The following is a 20,173-nucleotide window of genomic DNA, read 5'->3' on the forward strand; positions in this document are numbered from 1 at the left end:
CGCTAATACATGCGACGCCTTCTTTTTATGCATACCAATCTGTCATCTATACCTATTACCCTGTCATTTTTCATATTTATTATTAGTGTCCCCCAAATGAACACTACTCTATTAGGGATTTGAACACATCAGCCGGCACGGGTTTTGAAAAATAAAATCCCTGTATCATTTCGCAGCCTATTGACCTTAGATATTCATATTGCTCCTCAGTTTCTACTCCTTCAACCACTATAGGCATATCAAGCTTCTTGGTCATCTCAACTATTGTATTTATAACAATCTTTCCTTTTTCAGATGAACCTATTCCATCCATGAACTTCATATCAGCCTTTAATATATCAACATGGGCATTTTTAAAAGTATTAAAGCTTGAATATCCGCTTCCGAAATCATCCATAAGAATTCTGAAGCCAACTTCCTTTAGAAGATCTACGGTACTGAAGAACTTCTGATTTTCAGCCACAAATGCACTTTCCGTTATTTCAAGCTTAATGTCATTCGGAGAAAGATGGTATTTCTTTATAAGATCAAGTATAATCTCGTACAGATTTTCCATCTGCAAATCTCTTCTTGAAATATTCACTGAAATCGGAGGTACAAGTATTCCTTCACTCCTCCATTCCGAAATCTGCCTGCAGACAGATTCCCACATATATAAATCAAGCTTGTTTATAAATCCGTTTCGTTCAAATAATGGTATAAAATCTCCCGGACTTATAAGTCCGTATTGTTTATCTTTCCATCTTACCAGAGCCTCTGCACTGCAGATTTTTTTTGTCCGTGCATCATATATTGGTTGAAAATACGGCACAAAGCATCTTTCATGAATAGCCCTATCGCAATTGTGTTGCATATATGCCTGCATCTCAAAAGCATGATTCTGTTTTTCATCAAAGATATGCTCATGCTTACTGTACTCATAGCGAATGAAATCCATGGCAAATCTTGCCCTGTCGCACATAAGCTGAGGATTCATTTTTCTGTCTGTTATAGGATAGACTCCGGAATAGAGTGATAATGTATAATCCATCTCCTCGCCCGGATACATCTCATCCAGAGAAAGATTTCCCTGAAGCATCCAATATGACCCCTGGGGAAACAATCCCGCAAAATTATCTTCTCCAAGATAAGCAAGTTCTACTTCCCATGAGAATTTTCTCCTCATCTCGGCAGCCACTCGCCTTAATATATCATCTCCTCTTTCAAAGCCAAATCTTTCATTAACATCCTGAAAATCTCTTATGTCAAGCAGACATAGCTGGTATTCTGTGTTGGGATTTAAAATCAAATCCTCTTCAACTGCTCTGAAAAAAGCTTTTTGATTATATAATCCTGTCTTTGGATCAGTCGGATTATCAACAAGATATAGCATGACCAGGTTAAAGGTTACGGAAGCTGAAAATGCCGCACCCATATATTTAAAATCTGTTACACAGTTATTCAAAATAAGCATTCCGAAAACTATGAGAACAATGGTTGTGATAACGGAAGCAGCTACCTTTCCCAGCCTTCGGATATGTCTCCATGCCAGAAATATTGAAACCACAACATAGGAAAGGCTGAAAAGAGTGGATAGAAAGATAAATATCATCCTCTCAATAGTTATTGTACCTCTTACATCACTAAAGAATGCAATGTGATTTATTGGATTTAATACAAGAAGATATATTAGCTGTAATACAAAGGGAAATATTGATAAAAGCGGACTCTTTTCCCAATACCTGACAAGTCCTATAGTTATTTTCAGTGCACAAAGAAGATAGGTGTTTAGAGTAATAATAAACAGCGTTTCACTTGCAACGTAACACAGGTCGCCCTTAAAGCCAATATAATTGTCATAGGTTTCCAGCGCCCATATAAGTAAAATATATGCAATTGTCACATCAATTTGCAGATCAATCCAGATCGTGCCTACTGTGCGGCTGATACTACGTGCACGAATCGCAAGTATGCCGATTGCTATGATCCCAAGACTTAGTAAAGTGATCATATACTGTCTCCCAACGTTTGCTAATACATCTTTAATTATACATAAAAAAAACAGCGAGCAACTAAACTCCCTGTTTTTTCAGAATTTCTTAATACCATTTTTACAATACAAATTTTAATTTAAAAATTTAAATGAATGGATGATTGGCAGTTCTTTCGCCTTACCCTTGCAAGCATTGACAAATCCTATAATTCTCACAACAAAAAGAACGCAGGCAAAGACACATGCAGCAATAGGAACAATAAAAGTCCAGCAAAGAACAACTGCAACTATGCCAACAATCGTATCCAATACGGCAAGTCTTATCGCTTCTCTTAAATGAAAACCTACAAATTTGGAATCCCTTGCTGCAAGAAGAGCAATAATCATACCAACAACGCTAAATACATAGATAGCTACTGCAAGGATCTTATTCTCAACAATGTCTGAAGGATCCATATCTTTTGTATGATCAGTGGGATCAAAAGCAGGATACATTTGCGGCTGCTGATATATGCCCTGTCCCATACCCTGCTGCGTCGTACCTCCGGGAATCTGTCCTGTCTGCTGCGCTCCATCCTGTGGAGGCACCATCTGCAACGGAATCTGATTCCCCTGTCCTAATACCGGTGCCCCACACTTAGGGCACATCTGAGCCTTATCGTCAATTCCCTCTCCGCAATTAGTACAAAATCTCATACCTATTCCCTCCTCGTCTTTAAACGAATATTTTTCCTTATAATTTTCTAAATATTTAAGATATTTTCTTAAATAAAAAGAAACATACCATTCCAATAATACACGATTTCAGACAATTGTGCTATATTTATTGTAACTCCAGACACCCCTAAAAGCATGCCTTTTGAATTACAATACTTTAAAGAATCATGCATTATTTTCATCTATCCTCGGAGATTATCATGTCTGATAAAAAGAAGGTCATAGTCACCCTGAATAATGTCTCCAGAGAATATAATTCCGGGGACGGTAAACTTGAAGCCCTAAAAAACATTTCACTTGAAATATACGAGAAAGAATTCGTGGTTATTCTGGGCGAAAGCGGTTGCGGAAAAACAACTGTATTAAATATTATAGGCGGAATGGATCACCTTACAACAGGTGAGCTCAAAGTTGAAGGCAATGATTACTCGCACCCGACTCCGCAAGAGCTCACAGAATACAGACGCCACTATATTGGCTTTGTATTTCAGGATTATCATCTTATGCCAAATCTTACCGCAAAGGAAAATGTTGAATTTATATCGGTTCTTTCAGAGTCTTCTATGTCTCCGGATGAAGCAATTGCAGTCGTCGGTCTATCCGATAGAGCAGGAAATTATCCTGCCCAGCTAAGTGGTGGTCAACAGCAGCGTGTTTCAATTGCACGAGCAATATGCAAACGCCCTAAGCTGATACTTGCAGACGAACCTACAGCCGCTCTTGATTATTCTACAAGTATTGAAGTACTATCCGTGTTTGAGCGGATTGTCAGAGAAGAAGGAACTACCGTTGTTATGGTTACTCATAATAATGAGATAGCAAAAATGGCTGACAGAATCATAAAGATAAAGGACGGACAGCTTGACTCAATAGTTGAAAATTCTTCTCCTGCAAGTGCAAGCAGTCTTGTATGGTAACTATTTTCCTTACCCGGTTCACTATTTATCTGATGTATTAGTACCCCCTCTAAAATAAAAGCAGGTCTTATGAAAAAGATACAGGTAACTGATTCCCTCAGAAATATAAAAAAACAGCTTGTGTCCTGGCTGTCCATTATTGTAATCGCTTCATTTGCTACCGCAGCTTATCTGGGGCTTACTTACTCTGCCTATGGTCTAAAACAGACCGGTGAATCTCTGTATAATTCTACCAACTTCAGGGATATACAAGTTTCCTCCAATTGTCTTTTATCCGAATCCGATTTATCTGAAATATCCGAACTAGAGGGCATTACTCATGTTGAGGGGCGCCTTAGAACATTTGCCAAACTAAAGCTTGATGATCGCACTGAATCCATTACCGTGAGCTCACTCCCGGAAACAATAGGTGTTCCGATTATTAAATCAGGCCGATTACCTTCAAAACCGGATGAATGTATCATAGAAAAGACTCTTTCAGACAAACTCTCCCTAAATATAGGAGACACACTAACACTAAAGGATAGCTACGGAGAAGACATACCTGAGTTATATCTGAATAGTTTTCATATTACCGGTATTTTCCTTCATTCTGATCACATAAGCACAGACCTTAATGAATCTTATTGCTTACATATTCTTCCATCAGCTTTTGATCTTTCAAAGCTTGATTACTGCTACAGCTATGCAGATATCACTTTTGACAAATCAGGCATTGCCTCAACCTTTGACGATAAATATTTTGAGGTTGCAGATCATTATGTAGATATTATTGAAGAACTCGGCAAACAATTAAACGCTTCACGCTATGAAGCTTACACTAAGTTTATGAGTGATAGTCTCCTGGACAGTGAAAAAGAATTATCTGATGCATCAGATGAGCTTGAACTTGCATCCAGAATGATTCCGTCACTAAAAAGTAAAACCGGTGAAACTATGGCGGATTTGGGTAACATGCTCTCTGTGATCATAAGTAAAGATCCCGTAACTTATAAAACTGCAGAGGAACAGATAACCGATTATGACGAAGCACTCATAGAATATGATCATGCAATTAAAAGAGTCGATGATACAAAAGAAAGTTATAACAAAACACTCGCACAGGGTGAAGCTCTATGGTACGTATTCAACAGAAATTCCAATCCCTCTTTTGTTTATCTTAAGAACAATATTGAAAATTTAAGGAATCTTAACCTTTCCTTTTCATCGCTGTTTATTGTTATATCCATTATGGTAATATTTGTATCTCTTTCAAGAATGGTTTATGAACAGCGCTCTATTATTGGCATTTCTAAAGCACTTGGCATGCATGAAAATGAGATTTTTTCAAAATATTTCATTTTCGGTTTTTCTGCCGCTCTAATAGGAATAATTATGGGAATCATTTTTTCTGTATTTATTCTGGAATGGGTCATAGCACTTGGATTTGGTGATCACTTCATCTTTGGTCAGTTTCCTTTTGTAATTGAGCTTACTCCGACTATTGCCACTATAGTGATAGCTTCCCTGGTCGCACTTGCATCTATATACTTTTCATGCAGTTCTCTTTTAAAAGAAACCGCTAAAAAACTGCTTTCACCAAAAATCCCCAAAGGGCATATGAAAGCTTTGGAAAAGTCTTTCTTTTTAAAGAAATTGCCATTATTCAGCCGAATTATTATCCTCAATATACGTTCCGATTTTGTAAGAGTTATCGTTACTGTTCTTAGCGTTGCCGGCTGCTGTGCTCTCACTGTTATTGGTTTCTCAATAAGGTCCTCAATAGGCGGGGCGCTTGACAGACAGATCAGTGATTATACAGGATATGATGCAAAAATATCAATCAACACTTCTGTTTCTGACGATGTAGCAAAAAATATTTCCGCTTTACTTGTTGATTATAATGTCAAATTCCTACTATTTCTGGACAAACAGGGAAGTGTTCAAATGGATGATACTATTGAATACATGGAATTTCTGATTTCCGATGACCTTGCTGCACTTTCCTACTATCATCCCTTATTAGACTGGCACACAGGTAAAAATATTCTGTCAGAAGATAATACTCAAAAAAATATGAAGCCTGAAGACGGAATTATCATTACCACCAAACTTGCAGAAATCTATAACTTAAGTCCCGGTGATGATATTTATATACTGGACGGTATGGGATATAAACACTCTGCTATAATAAGCGGCATTATTCAAAATTACATCGGGAGATACGTTGTATGTACAAAAAAATACTATGAAAAAATTGTAGATACACATTATAACGACAATACTTTTTTCATTACCATGAATGATAAAAGCAAAGAGGAATCACTTATTCAATCCCTATCCGACATTTCCGGTTTTGAAGTATATGAACCTGCTACTGAACAGGTTGCGTCACTTCAAAGCGTAGTTATTGTTCTAAATCTCATTGTTGGATTACTCATTATTATCTCTGCTGTAATGGCTCTTTTTGTCATACTTGGCCTTGCAAATATGTATATTGTTTCCAAAAAAACTGAGCTTACAGTCATGAGAATAAATGGTTATACCGTCAAAGAAACCATAATTTATGCCATACGAGAGGTAATATTTACAACAGCTACCGGAATAATTCTTGGTATTTATTTAGGCTGTAATATCACATTTTATGTTTTACACACTATGGAACAGGTACATATAATGTTTGTAAAAGAGCCAAGTATGCCCTCATGCTTCATTTCTGTTTTAATAACGGTTCTTTTTACAGGAGCAATCTATGCTATAGCTATGAGTAAAGTTAAAAATCTCAGTCTGAAGGATATTTAATAAAGAGTTGCTTTGCAACTCTTTGCGCGCTGGTGCACGCAAGCTTTAGCGTGCATATACATTTGCACACCAGTCGCATCCATAGCGGAGCGTTTTTTATTTCATAGGAATGTGGAGCAATTTCCTCTCCAATTAAAAAAACCATCAATGCATGTGACAACATTGATGGCTTTTATCTTTATTTCTTATTTGTCGTTGTAAAGATGACATCTTACTACATGTCCGTTACCCATATCCTTGGGCATAGGATCCTGCTCCTTGCAGCAATCCATACAATGAGGACATCTCGTATGGAACTTACATCCCTTAGGCGGATTAGCAGGTGACGGTATATCACCCTCCAGAAGAACTCTCTCCTTCTTGATATCCGGATCAGGCATAGGAATAGCACTGAAAAGAGCCTTTGTATAAGGATGAAGCGGATTAGCGAAAATATCCTCTGTCTTACCTGTCTCAACCAGATTACCAAGATACATAACACCTACAGCATCTGAAATATGCTCAACGACAGAAAGGTCGTGTGAGATAAACAGATAAGTAAGATTATTTTTCTCCTGTAATTCCTTAAGCAGATTGATGATCTGTGCCTGAATTGAAACGTCAAGCGCTGATACAGGCTCATCACATACTACAAACTCAGGCTTAACAGCAAGTGCTCTTGCGATACATATACGCTGTCTTTGTCCACCTGAGAATTCATGAGGATAACGATCTTTGTGATATGGCTGAAGACCGCATTCCTTCATAATCTCTGTAATATAATCATCAAATTCAGCCTTTGGAACAAGACCATGTTCACGAACAGCCTCACCAATAATCTCGCCGATAGGAAGACGAGGTGAAAGAGATGAATACGGATCCTGGAAAATGATCTGCATCTTTGTACGGAGCTCACGAAGCTTCTTTTTATCATATTTGCTGATATCTTCACCATTAAATAAGATATCGCCCTCTGTCTTCTCAAGAAGCCTTAATATAGTTCTACCAGTTGTTGACTTACCGCAGCCTGACTCACCTACAAGTCCCATTGTTGTTCCGCGCGGAATTGAGAATGTAACATCATCAACAGCTTTAACATTTCCTGTAACGCCACCGAAGAAACCACCCTTAATAGGGAAATATTTCTTGAGGTGCTTTACTTCAAGTATATTATCACTCATTACTTTGCACCTCCTTCTTCAGTCTTTGAATTATTAGCCATATCTTCGCATCTGTAACAGCTTACTTCATGAGTGGGAGAAACCTTGTATACTCCGGGATATTTTCCGGAACATTTCTCTACACACATATCACATCTATCCTTAAAATAGCAGTAATCAGGCATATCAATAGGGTTCGGTACATTTCCGGGGATATTGTAAAGTTTTTCAACATACTTACCTACAACGGGCTTAGATTTCATAAGACCAATCGTATAGGGATGTCTGGGATCCTTGAATATCTCTCTTGCAGTACCTTTTTCAATAACACGACCTGCATACATAACCACCACATAGTCAGCCATCTCAGCAACTACGCCAAGGTCATGTGTGATAAGCATGATTGACGAATTGATTTTATCCTTAAGGTTTCTGAGAAGGTCCAAAATCTGAGCCTGAATAGTAACATCAAGTGCTGTTGTAGGCTCATCCGCAATAATAAGCTTAGGATCACAGGCAAGCGCCATAGCTATCATGATACGCTGACGCATACCACCTGAAAGCTCATGAGGGTACATCTGATAAACACCCTCTTTATTAGCAATACCAACCATCTGGAGCATCTCAATGGTTCTGGCCTTAACCTGCTCAGGTGACATCTCAGGATTGTGAAGAGCTATAACCTCATCAACCTGAGCACCTATTCTGAATACAGGATTAAGAGATGTCATAGGCTCCTGGAAAATCATTGACATCTTATTTCCACGAAGCTTCTGCATTGCTGATGCAGGTGCATTGACTACATTTATTGTCCTGTCACCATCGTTAAAACGAATTTCACCTTCCACAGTCTGTCCTGAAGGTCTCTGTACCAGCTGCATGAGTGAAAGACTGGTAACCGATTTACCACAGCCTGACTCACCAACGATACCTACAGTCTTACCCTGTGGCACTTCAAAGGATACACCGTCAACAGCCTTAACCGTACCTATATCTGTGAAGAAATATGTATGAACATTGTCAAATTCGACGCAGTTATCAGGATTCTTCATCTTTGTAACATATTCACTCTCAGGAATATGCTTTCTATTTCTTTTTTTCTCAATCTCGGATGTGATCTTACGGTTCTCACGTGAAATCCTTCTTGACTCTTTAGCCGAGATGTAATTTGAATTTTTTGCCATTTTACTCTCCTATATATACATATAAGATAATACGTCTTGCTTCCTACTTCGTACTCTCGCAAGACTCGAAATCATTCGGAATCCGAGCTTTCGCTCTACTTCCTCATGATTTCTTATCTGACAAATGCCACTACGCCCGCACATGCAAGCATGTGGGTCGCAGTGTCGCTTGTCAGTATTATCTTTTCATCTTTGGATCGAATGCATCTCTCAGTCCGTCACCAATAAAGTTAAATGCAAGAACTGTAAGAAGGATAAATGTTCCTGCAGGAAGCCATACAAAGAGGTAATTAGTCATAACGTATGAATCATTAACCGCATTTATGATACTTCCCCATGAAGCAGCAGGATACTTGATACCCAGACCAAGGAATGAAAGTGAAGCCTCAGAAAGGATAACCTCACCAAGTCCCATACTTGCAAATACGATAAGCTGAGGAATTACGTTTGGAATAAGGTGCTTGAAAATTCTGCGGTATGTGCTGATACCCAGTGCTTCAGCAGCTACCATGAACTCCTGCTCACGAAGTGAAAGGATCTGACCTCTTACAATACGTGCAATTCCAACCCATCCGATAACCGCCATAACCACGCAAAGAAGATAAATACGTGCTCTGGGGCTGGCCTGATAATAATCCATGATTGAACCAAGTATAAGGTATAAAGGCATAGCGGGAATACAATAAACCACGTCAACAAGTCTCATAAGGAGGTTATCTACCCAACCGCCAAAGAAACCTGCAACACCACCGATGATCATACCGATGAATACCTCGATAAACACTACGACAAAGCCTATAAGAAGTGAGATTCTGCCACCATACATAAGACGGGCAAGAAGGTCCATTCCGTTAGCATCCGTTCCTACAGGGTGTGCCTTTGAAGGAGCAGCATAAATATCGATAAGTCTTGTCTCCTGGAACTTTTTGATTGTGTACTGTCCGGTCTTTTTCTCAAATCTATACTCTATATTATTACCATCCGCATCTGCATATTCAAAGGAACCTGAATTGCCCTGTGCATCGAAAGCTTCAAGAGCAGCAGCCTTATATGCAGGATCAAGGAAAGTACCGGGATCAATTGCATTAAAGTTCATGTTAGAAACAACAGCATAGCCTTCACCGTTTGATTCAACAAGACCTTCCTCATTTAAAGAATAGCTTACACCATCCGCATCAAACGAAGTAGCCTTTGTAGCAACAGCAACAAGAGCATTTCTATAGAACTCATATGAGAACTTGGTATCCTTGCTATATCCTGTAAAGGATCTCTTACTTGCAACCGCGAGTTCGGTAGCTTCATATACATCAGCCTTGAAATCCTCGCCATCAAACATATAGATTTTTCCATCCTGCTCGAAATCAGCTCTTCCTGCTTCTACCGCAGCATCAAATTCCTTGTTGCCCTTAAGAAATACCTGTGCGGGCTCAAGTGAATATATAAGGAAAACATCTGAATCTTCTGCAGCAGGTGACATTCCCATCATCTGTCCGTCTCTGGTCTGGAAAACATATTTCTTTTTTGAAACTGCTATAAGTGCCTTTGAATTGATATCTGAAGGAAGTTTTACTCCATCAGCTGTCTGGAACTGGAACTGATCAATTTCAGTAGCACCTGCAAATTCTTTCATAACCTGCTCTGTCTTGTAGAACACCTTACTCTCTGAATAAGGATAAAGCGCTCCACCAACAAACGCAAACAGGAACATTGCAACAATAATTACCATTCCAACTATAGCGAGTCTGTTTCTAAGGAATCTCTTGAGGACCATCATTCCCGGAGAGAGGACACGGACTCTGTTTGCATCATCAAGATGCATTTCTTCTTTTTTTACTACGTTCTTATTATCTTCTGACATTACATCCGCCTCCTTTCCTTAGTTTACTCTAACTCTGGGATCAACTACCGCATAGAGAATATCTGCGATAAGGTTACCCAAAAGAATAAGCACTGCCATAAATACCATGTAGAACATAACAAACGGGATATCACCCTGTACTACGCACTGATATGATGTATAACCGATACCGGGAATCTGGAACAATGTCTCTGTGATCATAGCACCACTAAAGAGTCCCGGAAGTGATCCACCAAGAAGAGTTACAATCGGGATAAGTGTGTTTCTGAAAGCATGATAATTAACTACCTTATTCTCAGAAAGTCCCTTCGCCCTTGCTGTTCTGATATAATCAGCATTTAAAACTTCAAGCATGTTTGTTCTTGTGTAACGCATAAGTGAACCAACGCTTACAACTGTGAGTGTTATAACAGGCATGATCATATGACGCGCCATATCAAGAATTTTACCTGTCTGTGAATAACTCTCATGCATTCTTCCTACAATGCCATAAAGGTCAAGCCATCCAAGTTTAACTGAAAGTATATACTTCAAAATCGTCGCAAAGAAAAAGCTCGGAAGCGAAATTCCGATAAGTGCGATAACCGTAACTGCATAGTCTGTTGCAGAATACTGCCTTCTTGCAGCAGCTACACCTGCAGGTATTGCGATTATTATTTCCAAAATAAATGTAACAAGGCCAAGTGCAAATGAATACCAGATAACACTGCTGAATTTCTGTAAAACCGGCTGATTCCAATACCAGGAATCACCAAAATCAAGCTTTATTGCTTTTGATGCCCATTTAAAGTAGCCCTGGATTACCCCCGTGTCCAGACCGTACTGAGCGTTTAACTGTTCTACCCACTCTGAGTAACTTTTTGCGCCGGGCTTTGTTGATAAAGCCATCGCCTGCTGTTCAACGTATGATGTAGGCATACATCTCATGATTGTATAAATGATCATTGATACGAAAAACAATAATACTACCGATATGAGCAGACGCTTTAGTATGAATTTCTTCATTGTTGTCTATACTCCTTCTAAAATAAATATCTTCTACCTGAATAATCATATATTACCAGGGGACTAATGTTATCTATATAAAATTTCGCATAGCGAAATATTTCTTTCTATATTAATGGATTAATTGCGGAAGAAAACGCATTGTCATCCCCGCTCTATATCTGTCTAAAAAAATACATAACTTGTCCGTGGGAGCGTCTTACCCCCACGGACAAAGTCATACGTACTTATATTGTTAAATACGAATTACTTAGTCATAAGCTTCTCAATTCCATCGTGAGCACTTGTGCTTGCGAAGAAGTGGAAGAATGTTGTCTGATCCTGAAGCATCTCAGAATCTGTATTGACACGATCTACTGAATAGATAGAACACTGCTGTCTCTGATAGATCGGGATTTCTACAGCATAATCAACAATATAGTCAAGAGCTTCCTTATAGATAGCCTTACGTACTGCCTGATCTGTAGTAGATCTTCCTTCAACTACAAGGTCATCAAGTTCCTTCTGGTTAATTCTGTACATGTAAGCAGAACCACCTTCTGAGTGATAGATCTGATACATATCGGGATCGATTGATGAACCCCAAGCTGCACACCAGATTTCAGCTGTGCCACCTTCAGTTGCTGTCCAAAGAACAGAAGAATCTGAAAGGTCATTGATAATAAGGTCGAAGCCAATCTTTGCAAGGTCTTCCTTAGCTGCTGTAAGGATACCGAATGAAGGGTGATCACCCTTACCATCTGCAGGGATCATTGCCTCGTATGAAAGCTTAGCACCTTCAGGAGCTGCTGTAAGCTTACCATCAGAAACTGTGTATCCGGCTTTCTCGAAGAATCCAAGAGCTGCCTGAAGAGCTGCATCATATTTCTCATCTTCGCTCATGCCGTCTGTATAAATAGGATTTCCATCAACATCTGTTGAGAAAGCAACCTTGTAATCAGGATCAGATGCCTGAGGTGCTGCCCAAGATGTGTTTGAAATAGGATAGTTGATAACGTTAGCTGCATCGCCGTAGTAAGAATCAACAACTACGTCTCTGTGTACAGCAAGAACAGTTGCAATAGCCTTACGAAGAGCCTTAGACTCATCGCTTCCGGGATCTGAACCAACCTTAACGTTCTCAGAGTTCATTCCGATATAACCATAACCGTTGTTGTCTACAAGTGATGTAGCAATCTTGTCACCTGTAAGCTCGCCGTTTGAGTTGTCTCCGGCAATCTGCTCAAGAGTAGACTTGTTAGCTGAAGGCTCAGCAACATCAATTGTACCCTGAACGATAGCAGGCTCAGCATCAGACTGCTGAGTAACCTTCATCTGAACGTCCTTAATGATAGGAGCGCCAAGATAGTAGTTCTCGTTTGCCTTAAAGTAAACAATCTTGTTCTCATACTTATCAAATACATAAGGGCCAGCGCCAAGAGGCTGAGTTGTCTTAGATCTTACAGCTGAAAGGTCACCCTTTGTGAATCCGAAAGTATTGTTGTCATAATCATAGAGAGATTTATCACCATAGTAGTGAAGAGGAGCAATCTCTAAGCAAAGGCTGTAGATAGCTGTTGCATCAAGCTTGTCCATGTGAACAACCATTGAGTTGTCACCTGTCTTCTCAATACCTGTGATAGAAGGTGCAGACTCACCTGTCTCAACAGAGTTCTTATAATCGTCTGAAAGCATATCAAGGATGCCGTCGCCAGCCTTTTCCTTATCTGTAGCTGTCATAACGTCGTTTTCATAAGCAGCCATGATTTCATTCCAGAAATCATCAACTGTAGGGGCCTGGCCACCCTTTACATCAAATGTAGCACCTGAAGGAGCTGTAAGAACGCCACCTTCTGCTTTACCATATCCCCAGTTAGCCATTGCGTTTGCAATAGGATCCTTAGCGACATCTTCATCATCAGAAACAGCGCCATTAGCTGAGCAGTAATCTGCGATATCGTTGATGAACTGTTCCTTAGCTTTAGGGAAATCTGTCTCCCAGAACTGCTTCTGCTGTTCTTCTGTAAAATATGTGAAGTCTGTGTTATCCTCACCAGCCTTTACAAGGAGGTTGAAGAGTGTATCTGAACCGCTTCTGTATGCTTCCATACCTGTGATAGGAAGTGCATTGAAGGATGAGCTTCCATCATAAGAAGGATCTGCAAGTACATACATTGTGAAAATAACGTCATCGATTGTAACAGGCTCACCATCAGAGAATGTGATGTCATCACGCATCTCGAATGCATAATCAACTGTGCCGTCTTCGTTCTCGGTAATCTCACAGTTAGCGGGTCCCTTGTACTCATAGCTATTGCCGTCATACTCTTTGGTCTCGCCCTCGATACCATTCATGATGATCTCACCCATACGATCAACCTTAAGTAACGGAATTGAAGTCATCTGCTCAACGTTGATATCGTAAGCTGTGTTTGCGAAGAAAGGACTGAACTTCTCAGAGAATTCAGACTCTCCGATTACGAGCGGAGCTCCGCTTCCTGTGCTCTCAGTAGCTTCTTCAGCTTCCTCTGTGGATTCTGCCTCTGTAGCATCAGCAGCTTCCTCAGTAGAAGCATCTGCAGTAGACTCTGCTGTATCTGCAGATTCGGTTGTGCTATTGTCTGCGCCTGTGTTAGCATCGCCGCCACAGCCAACAGCTGAAACAACCATTGTTCCGGCAAGTCCTAATGCCAGAAATTTGCCTAACTTTTTCATATTGCCCTCCATTCTGGGGGTGGCCCCCATAATAATATATGTGCATCCACCTAGGTGGTTGTCACCAACATCATTTGCCTGATTCAACAGTTATTCCCGAAAAATGCCTGTTATAATATCTGCTAAACCATAAAGCAAGAAAAATAGTCGGAATGTGCAAAAGCAAATAAACAATCTCTCCTGATAAATCATACTGTCCTTTTCGCAGCACGAGATAAATAATCTCGCAAACAGTACTGATTACAGCAAGCACAATCACAGATATTGCGCAAAATCTCATTCTTCCGATGCCCTTGTCATACTGCGGCCTTGTCATCCTACAAGTGGAACCTGTATATTCAACAACCCCGATCAGATAAAACAAAGCCGGAAGATACTGAAAGAAATATGGGAGCACTACCCAAATAGTACGTGAAGAGGATTGATTTACCAACCCCTGCGCAAACAAGGCCACAAGTATTCCCACTCCGTAAAGAACACACGGCAGGTATGTTTTTTTCTTCTCTTTTTCGTCATAAGGAAGCACATAGATATCCCCTGTATAGAAGAATCTGTCGCGAAACCTCCCTTTTTTATCCATCTCAGGAGTATGATTGAAATCTCCCTTATATGGATTATGCAGAATACTCATTACCCCAAAATCCTATATTTCTAACTTCTATAATTAATAGTATAGGAACATAAATCAAACGTTCACATTTACCATTCTGTCCTATGTTACAAAATAAGCGTCCCCGAACTTACACTCTGCAAGTAGGAACGCCGTTGTTCTTAATGTAAGTATTACATATTAATATGTATTATTACAATGTCGAGATTAAATTATATCAAATTGTTAAAATAAGTCAAGCGTCGGCGAACTTTTGTCTTTGTGCCGCGGACACTTTGTCAGTTTAAAGTGTCGGTGCGGAAACTTTGCAAACACCCATGCTGTCTATTTCCTCAAAACAAATACCTTCCAAATAAACTTTGCATTTGATACAAAGTATCTCTTGAGAAGACGTTTCGGATCCTGAAACAGTCTGTACAGCCATTCCATTCCAATTTTTCTGATCCATAGCGGTGCTCTTTTTATATTTCCGGCGTAAAAATTAAATCCTGCTCCAACGCCAAGCATCACTCCATGCAATTTTCCTTCATGAGCAGCCATCCATTTTTCCTGCTTTGGAGCACCAAGCCCTATCCAGATAAGGTCTGCACCCGATGCATTAAGCATCTCTATTATATCATTATCCTCCTCAGGTGTTAATTCTCTGAAAGGCGGTGAATAGAATCCCTTAATTACTATGCCGGGATATTTCTCAGGAAGTTTTTCCTTAAGAAGCTCGATGGTTTCTTCCGAAGACCCATAAAAGTAATGCGAAAGTTTACCATCCATTGTGGATTTAAACATAGCATCCATAAAATCCGGTCCGGCAATTCTCTCCGCTTTAACATATCCTGATTTCTGAATTCTGTTTACAATAGGCTGTCCATCTGGAAAAGTGAGTGCCGATGAGTTTTGAATATGCATATATTCAGGATTTTCACTGGCTTCCACAGTGGTATGAACATTACAAAAGCATATATACTTACCAAAGAAATCATGTATATGGCTTCTAACATACAGAACCGCATTTTCTACATTGGATACTGCAAAATTAACGCCAAGGACTTTGCATCTTTTAGACATTGCGGAGTAATAAGCAGCCTGATAGTATCCTATCCCTCTGATAAGATGGTTAGTTACCCATAGTCCGTCAAGGGATATTCCAAAGTATGTATTAATACCTTCGTTTCCAAATCTTCTTACAATATCATTACGCACGAAGTCTGCTATATCAAGCTTATCGGGAATACATACAAAAATGTCACTGCATCCTGATTCTTTAACCTTTTGAACAAGCTGGTCACGGTTAATTGCTGCTTCATAATCATCAATATCTCTTGTATTTTCCGGATAATACGCTTCATCGAGAGAATAAACATTGTCCAGTTCAAATTCAAGACTGAGATCTTTTCCGAGATGAGCTTTTACCGATTCAATTTCATTTTTAAATGCAAGTCCTGCTATTTTTCTTCTGTGAACCTCAGGATTGCCGTTCTTAATAAGTATTGCCCTGTATATCAGTCTGAAAGAAAATACAAACACAAAATTAAGAACAACCAGATATCCCATGGCAAGCCTTGATACATAGTAAGTATTCTGAGATACCATAAGCACAACAAGTAAAAACAAAAACAGCGCTACCTGGTTCTTGAAGACTCCGCTGAATATTTCGAGCGGATCAAGATATTCAATAGGCCTGTAATCAAACCTTCTTCCAAGGTATACATTTACAAGCGTGGCAAAAAGGATTTCCATGAAAAAAATCATGGTGTACAGCGGAATCATCCACTCTTTTTTCCAATACCAGTTAAACCTGATCGTGATCATTGCGGCATATGCAAGACACAGCGCAGCCGCATCCACAATCAACAATATTCTTTTTCTTCTCTGTGAGCGTGAAAAGCTCATATCAAATGACCTCGCAATTATTATCTAAAGCATCTGTGAATTATATCTATCACAACGCTCTGCTCTTCTTCAGTCATCTTATTATCTGAAGGAAGACATAAACCTCTCTCAAATATATCCGCACCTACATCAACAGAAGTTCCCTCATTTATATATGCATTACTTCTACCGCGCATAATCCCCTGCACAGTAATAAAGATATTATTTCTGTACATAGGCTGCATATGCATGGGCTTCCAGATAGGTCTTCCCTCTGCGTTAAAATATGAAAGAGCTTCAAGTATCTCCGAAGGACATGATTTTCCGGGCTCTGACTTGTAAAGAACCTCTTTCTCAGATCTAACCTGAGGACACAAAGCCTCCCTGTCAATTATCATACAGCTGAGCCAATAATTTGGATCGGTATTATCCGGAATAGGATTCATTGACACAGGAAGATCCTTAAGGCCTTCTTTGTACCTATAGTAAATGGCTTTCTTAGCCTCTATATGTTCTTTAAGGTAAGGAAGCTGTCCTCTTATGACCCCCGCAACTATATTTGACATACGATAGTTGTAGCCGAGTTCCTCATGCTGATACCAGGACGCATCCTCTCTGGCCTGAGTACTTAATTTTCTTACCTTATGGCAGTCACTTAGAGAATCTGTAAGAAACATTCCCCCCGCACTTCCTGTAATTATCTTGTTTCCGTTAAAGGATATAACGCTATAGTCTCCAAACTTTCCTGTCTGCACGCCTTCATAAGATGCGCCGAAAGATTCAGCAGCATCTTCAACAATCAGAGCGCCATGCTTATCAGCTATAGCCCTTATCTCCTTTATCTTTCCGGGAGTTCCGTACAGATATGCGATAACTATAAGCTTCACATCTGGATAAAGCTCAAATGCTTTCTCCAAGGCCTCGGGATCCATGTTCCAGGAATCAGCCTCTGTATCAATAAAAACTGCCTCACCGCCCTCATATGCCACCGGATTTACGGTTGCATCAAATGTCATATCGGAACAGAATACTTTTTTGCCGCTGAGTGTTCCCACATTTGCAGGCTGCGGTCCATAGAGCTTTTCTCCTGCAAGTCTTATTGCCAGATGAAGTGCCGCTGTTCCGGAACTGAGTCCTACGGCATATTTTCTTCCAACCATTTCCTGTACAAGGCGCTCAGCCTCATTTATATTCTCACCTACTGTGGAAACCCAGTTTTTATCTATGGCATCAGTAACCCACTTGAGCTCATCTCCATGCATCGTGGGAGAAGATAACCATATCTTGCTTTCAAACTTCTTTATACCATTAAATCTTTCGTCCATATCTTCCTCATCTTTAAACGCATGTTTTTACCCGACTCATACCGCTCTGTTGTCAGTACCGTTGCCGGGTCATGCTTTACATTTCCTATCATGAAAGGACTAATTTAACAAATTATTAAAAAATTTACTCTGTCTCGTTTATAAGTTCAGCTGCTCTTTCGAGTGCCTTCTGATGTTCTATGGAGTGCGAGTCCGCATTGTCCTCCGGATGATAAGTAGTTACTATCTTCTGGACAATTTCTCTTATCTCATCAGCATGCTCTGCCTTGGAAGCTCCGTTAAGTTCCTCAAGTTGTCCAAAGAATTTCATATCATCCATATCAATGGGTTTTCCGATATGAATCATTCTGTTGGCAGTATCCTGCAGTCCTTCCTCATCCATGAGCATCTCTTCATACAGTTTTTCTCCGGGTCTAAGTCCCGTAAATTCAATCTTAATATCTTCTCCGACTTTATATCCCGAAAGTTTAATAAGGTTCTCGGCAAGATCAAGGATTCTTACAGGCTCTCCCATATCAAGGACAAAAATTTCTCCGCCCTTTGCATATGCACCGGCCTGCATTACAAGGCTGACAGCCTCGGGAATAGTCATAAAATATCTGATGATATTAGGGTCTGTAACGGTAACCGGACCACCTGCTGCTATCTGTTTCTTAAACAGAGGTATAACCGAGCCGTTTGAACCCAGTACATTTCCGAAGCGCACTGCTACAAACTCTGTATCATAATGCTTGTTAAAGGTCTGCACGATCATCTCACAAATTCTCTTACTTGCACCCATGATATTTGTGGGATTAACCGCTTTATCTGTAGATATCATTACAAACTTTTTGCAGCCGTTCATAGCTGCAGCCATGGCAGTCTTAAATGTTCCGAAAACATTGTTCTTTATAGCTTCGTTAGGGCTGTCTTCCATAAGCGGTACATGCTTATGAGCAGCTGCATGATAAACAATTTCAGGTCTGTATTTTTCAAAGATCCTATTAATTCTGTTAGTATTTCTTACGGAAGCAATCAAAACCTCAAGATCAAGCTCAGGATGATTTCTCTTAAGTTCCTGCTGTATATCGTAAGCATTGTTTTCGTAAATATCGATTATTATAAGCTTCTTGGGTTTATGATTTGCTATCTGTCTGCAAAGCTCTGATCCTATAGATCCGCCACCGCCTGTAACAAGAACTGTCTTACCGCTTACATAACCGGCAATCTGATTTAAGTCTACTGCAATGGGATCTCTTCCAAGAAGATCCTCAACTTCTACCTCGCGCAGCTTACTTACATTGACCTCACCATTCACAAGCTGATATACGCCCGGAAGTGAACGAAGCTTACAGTTAGTCTCCTTACACAGATCAAGCAGCTTTTTCATCTCACTTCTTGAAAGAGAAGGGATTGCTACTATTATTTCATCAATGTCATAGAGATCCGCACACTCCAATATCTTGTCACGACCGCCTACAACTCTGATTCCCTGAATATAATGTCCCCATTTGCTTCTGTCATCATCTATGATGCATCTGATGACCATAGTGGAAAAGTTGCTGTTCACAATTTCCTTTATAATGATGTTACCTGATTCCCCGGCGCCGATCACCATAACAGAAGTAGTGTTTTTGCGGTTCTCAGTCTTATGTTTTACACTTCTGATAAATCTATAGCTGAATCTGCTAATAAATATCAGCGTTATCAAAATGAACGTATATAAAAAGTAATAGCTCTGAGGAACCGGCTGTCTTCCTACCTTAAAAAACTGGAGGCCGAAAGCATTGGCTACACCTGATGCCACACAGGCAAATACAAGATTTTGAAGTTCATTTTCACCCGCATAAGCCCACAGACTGTTATACAATCTGAAAAAATAGAAAAATACAAGTGAAAGTGCTACATTGATCACCAAAAAATCAGTAACCGGATCCATAAATTCATACGGCACCAGATCAATGTTGAACTCATATCTCATAAGGAGTGCCAAATAACTTGCGATAATGATGCTTAGCACATCATAAACCACAAGTCCGACTCTTCTGTAAAATTTTGCAAAATTAAAAGGTTTCTTCTCTGATTTCATATCTCTTTATTCTATCATAAATCAGCTTTTCATCCCA

General features: G+C 39.7%; 13 protein-coding genes. 2 read left to right on the forward strand and 11 right to left on the reverse strand.

From position 1 onward, the window contains the following. Window positions 1–103: 103 nt before the first annotated feature. Entirely contained in the window at window positions 104–1,990 is a 1,887-nt protein-coding gene (locus tag BV60_RS0115430; protein ID WP_029323157.1) for a putative bifunctional diguanylate cyclase/phosphodiesterase, read from the reverse strand. Between the two features lie 114 nt (window positions 1,991–2,104). Further along, a complete protein-coding gene (locus BV60_RS0115435; protein ID WP_029323159.1) occupies window positions 2,105–2,668 on the reverse strand; it encodes a zinc-ribbon domain-containing protein in 564 nt (187 codons plus the stop codon). A gap of 221 nt (window positions 2,669–2,889) precedes the next feature. Between BV60_RS0115435 and BV60_RS0115440 the strand changes: the two genes are divergently transcribed. Both BV60_RS0115440 and BV60_RS0115445 read left to right on the forward strand, forming a co-directional pair. Continuing rightward, window positions 2,890–3,606, forward strand: coding sequence for an ABC transporter ATP-binding protein (locus BV60_RS0115440; RefSeq protein ID WP_029323160.1), 717 nt, complete (start codon window positions 2,890–2,892; stop codon window positions 3,604–3,606). 69 nt (window positions 3,607–3,675) lie between these two features. Further along, the gene (locus tag BV60_RS0115445) at window positions 3,676–6,387 is read left to right on the forward strand and encodes an ABC transporter permease (RefSeq protein ID WP_029323161.1); all 2,712 of its coding nucleotides are present in this window, start codon (window positions 3,676–3,678) and stop codon (window positions 6,385–6,387) included. 185 nt (window positions 6,388–6,572) lie between these two features. Here BV60_RS0115445 and BV60_RS0115450 read toward each other — a convergent pair whose 3' ends face one another. The 9 genes from BV60_RS0115450 to BV60_RS0115490 form a co-directional block, all read right to left on the reverse strand. Further along, on the reverse strand, window positions 6,573–7,547 hold the full coding sequence (locus BV60_RS0115450; protein WP_051656785.1) for an ABC transporter ATP-binding protein: 975 nt from the start codon (window positions 7,545–7,547) through the stop codon (window positions 6,573–6,575). Continuing rightward, window positions 7,547–8,710, reverse strand: coding sequence for an ABC transporter ATP-binding protein (locus BV60_RS0115455; RefSeq protein WP_029323164.1), 1,164 nt, complete (start codon window positions 8,708–8,710; stop codon window positions 7,547–7,549). The genes BV60_RS0115450 and BV60_RS0115455 overlap by 1 nt, the downstream gene beginning before the upstream one ends. Before the next feature lie 178 nt (window positions 8,711–8,888). Further along, window positions 8,889–10,568 (reverse strand): ABC transporter permease, encoded by a 1,680-nt coding sequence (locus BV60_RS23880; RefSeq protein ID WP_029323165.1) that lies wholly within the window; start codon window positions 10,566–10,568, stop codon window positions 8,889–8,891. An 18-nt stretch (window positions 10,569–10,586) separates the two neighbouring features. Next, window positions 10,587–11,573 carry an ABC transporter permease gene (locus BV60_RS0115465; protein ID WP_029323167.1) on the reverse strand — a complete coding sequence of 329 codons (987 nt, stop codon included), beginning with the start codon at window positions 11,571–11,573 and terminating at the stop codon, window positions 10,587–10,589. 246 nt (window positions 11,574–11,819) lie between these two features. After that, window positions 11,820–14,267, reverse strand: coding sequence for an ABC transporter substrate-binding protein (locus BV60_RS0115470; RefSeq protein WP_051656786.1), 2,448 nt, complete (start codon window positions 14,265–14,267; stop codon window positions 11,820–11,822). A gap of 70 nt (window positions 14,268–14,337) precedes the next feature. Then, complete coding sequence (locus BV60_RS0115475) at window positions 14,338–14,898, reverse strand: hypothetical protein (RefSeq protein ID WP_029323171.1); 561 nt, start codon at window positions 14,896–14,898, stop codon at window positions 14,338–14,340. 303 nt (window positions 14,899–15,201) lie between these two features. Beyond that, window positions 15,202–16,764 carry a WecB/TagA/CpsF family glycosyltransferase gene (locus BV60_RS23885; protein WP_242840990.1) on the reverse strand — a complete coding sequence of 521 codons (1,563 nt, stop codon included), beginning with the start codon at window positions 16,762–16,764 and terminating at the stop codon, window positions 15,202–15,204. 20 nt (window positions 16,765–16,784) lie between these two features. Continuing rightward, window positions 16,785–18,068: a DegT/DnrJ/EryC1/StrS family aminotransferase gene (locus BV60_RS0115485; RefSeq protein ID WP_029323174.1), complete on the reverse strand. Its 1,284-nt coding sequence runs from the start codon at window positions 18,066–18,068 to the stop codon at window positions 16,785–16,787. Window positions 18,069–18,192: 124 nt separating this feature from the next. After that, window positions 18,193–20,136: a polysaccharide biosynthesis protein gene (locus tag BV60_RS0115490; RefSeq protein WP_029323176.1), complete on the reverse strand. Its 1,944-nt coding sequence runs from the start codon at window positions 20,134–20,136 to the stop codon at window positions 18,193–18,195. Window positions 20,137–20,173 lie beyond the last annotated feature (37 nt).

Origin of the sequence: Butyrivibrio sp. AE3004 (genome assembly GCF_000703165.1) — a bacterium.
Classification (GTDB): Bacteria; Bacillota; Clostridia; order Lachnospirales; family Lachnospiraceae; genus Butyrivibrio.

Excerpts from the sequence above, each read along its gene's own strand:
- BV60_RS0115485 (WP_029323174.1), bottom strand. The coding sequence starts at position 18,068 with ATGGACGAAAGATTTAATGGTATAAAGAAGTTTGAAAGCAAGATATGG.
- BV60_RS0115445 (WP_029323161.1), top strand. The coding sequence starts at position 3,676 with ATGAAAAAGATACAGGTAACTGATTCCCTCAGAAATATAAAAAAACAG.
- BV60_RS23885 (WP_242840990.1), bottom strand. The coding sequence starts at position 16,764 with ATGAGCTTTTCACGCTCACAGAGAAGAAAAAGAATATTGTTGATTGTG.
- BV60_RS0115450 (WP_051656785.1), bottom strand. The coding sequence starts at position 7,547 with ATGAGTGATAATATACTTGAAGTAAAGCACCTCAAGAAATATTTCCCT.
- BV60_RS0115435 (WP_029323159.1), bottom strand. The coding sequence starts at position 2,668 with ATGAGATTTTGTACTAATTGCGGAGAGGGAATTGACGATAAGGCTCAG.
- BV60_RS0115470 (WP_051656786.1), bottom strand. The coding sequence starts at position 14,267 with ATGAAAAAGTTAGGCAAATTTCTGGCATTAGGACTTGCCGGAACAATG.
- BV60_RS0115440 (WP_029323160.1), top strand. The coding sequence starts at position 2,890 with ATGTCTGATAAAAAGAAGGTCATAGTCACCCTGAATAATGTCTCCAGA.
- BV60_RS0115465 (WP_029323167.1), bottom strand. The coding sequence starts at position 11,573 with ATGAAGAAATTCATACTAAAGCGTCTGCTCATATCGGTAGTATTATTG.
- BV60_RS0115490 (WP_029323176.1), bottom strand. The coding sequence starts at position 20,136 with ATGAAATCAGAGAAGAAACCTTTTAATTTTGCAAAATTTTACAGAAGA.
- BV60_RS0115455 (WP_029323164.1), bottom strand. The coding sequence starts at position 8,710 with ATGGCAAAAAATTCAAATTACATCTCGGCTAAAGAGTCAAGAAGGATT.
- BV60_RS0115475 (WP_029323171.1), bottom strand. The coding sequence starts at position 14,898 with ATGAGTATTCTGCATAATCCATATAAGGGAGATTTCAATCATACTCCT.
- BV60_RS0115430 (WP_029323157.1), bottom strand. The coding sequence starts at position 1,990 with ATGATCACTTTACTAAGTCTTGGGATCATAGCAATCGGCATACTTGCG.
- BV60_RS23880 (WP_029323165.1), bottom strand. The coding sequence starts at position 10,568 with ATGTCAGAAGATAATAAGAACGTAGTAAAAAAAGAAGAAATGCATCTT.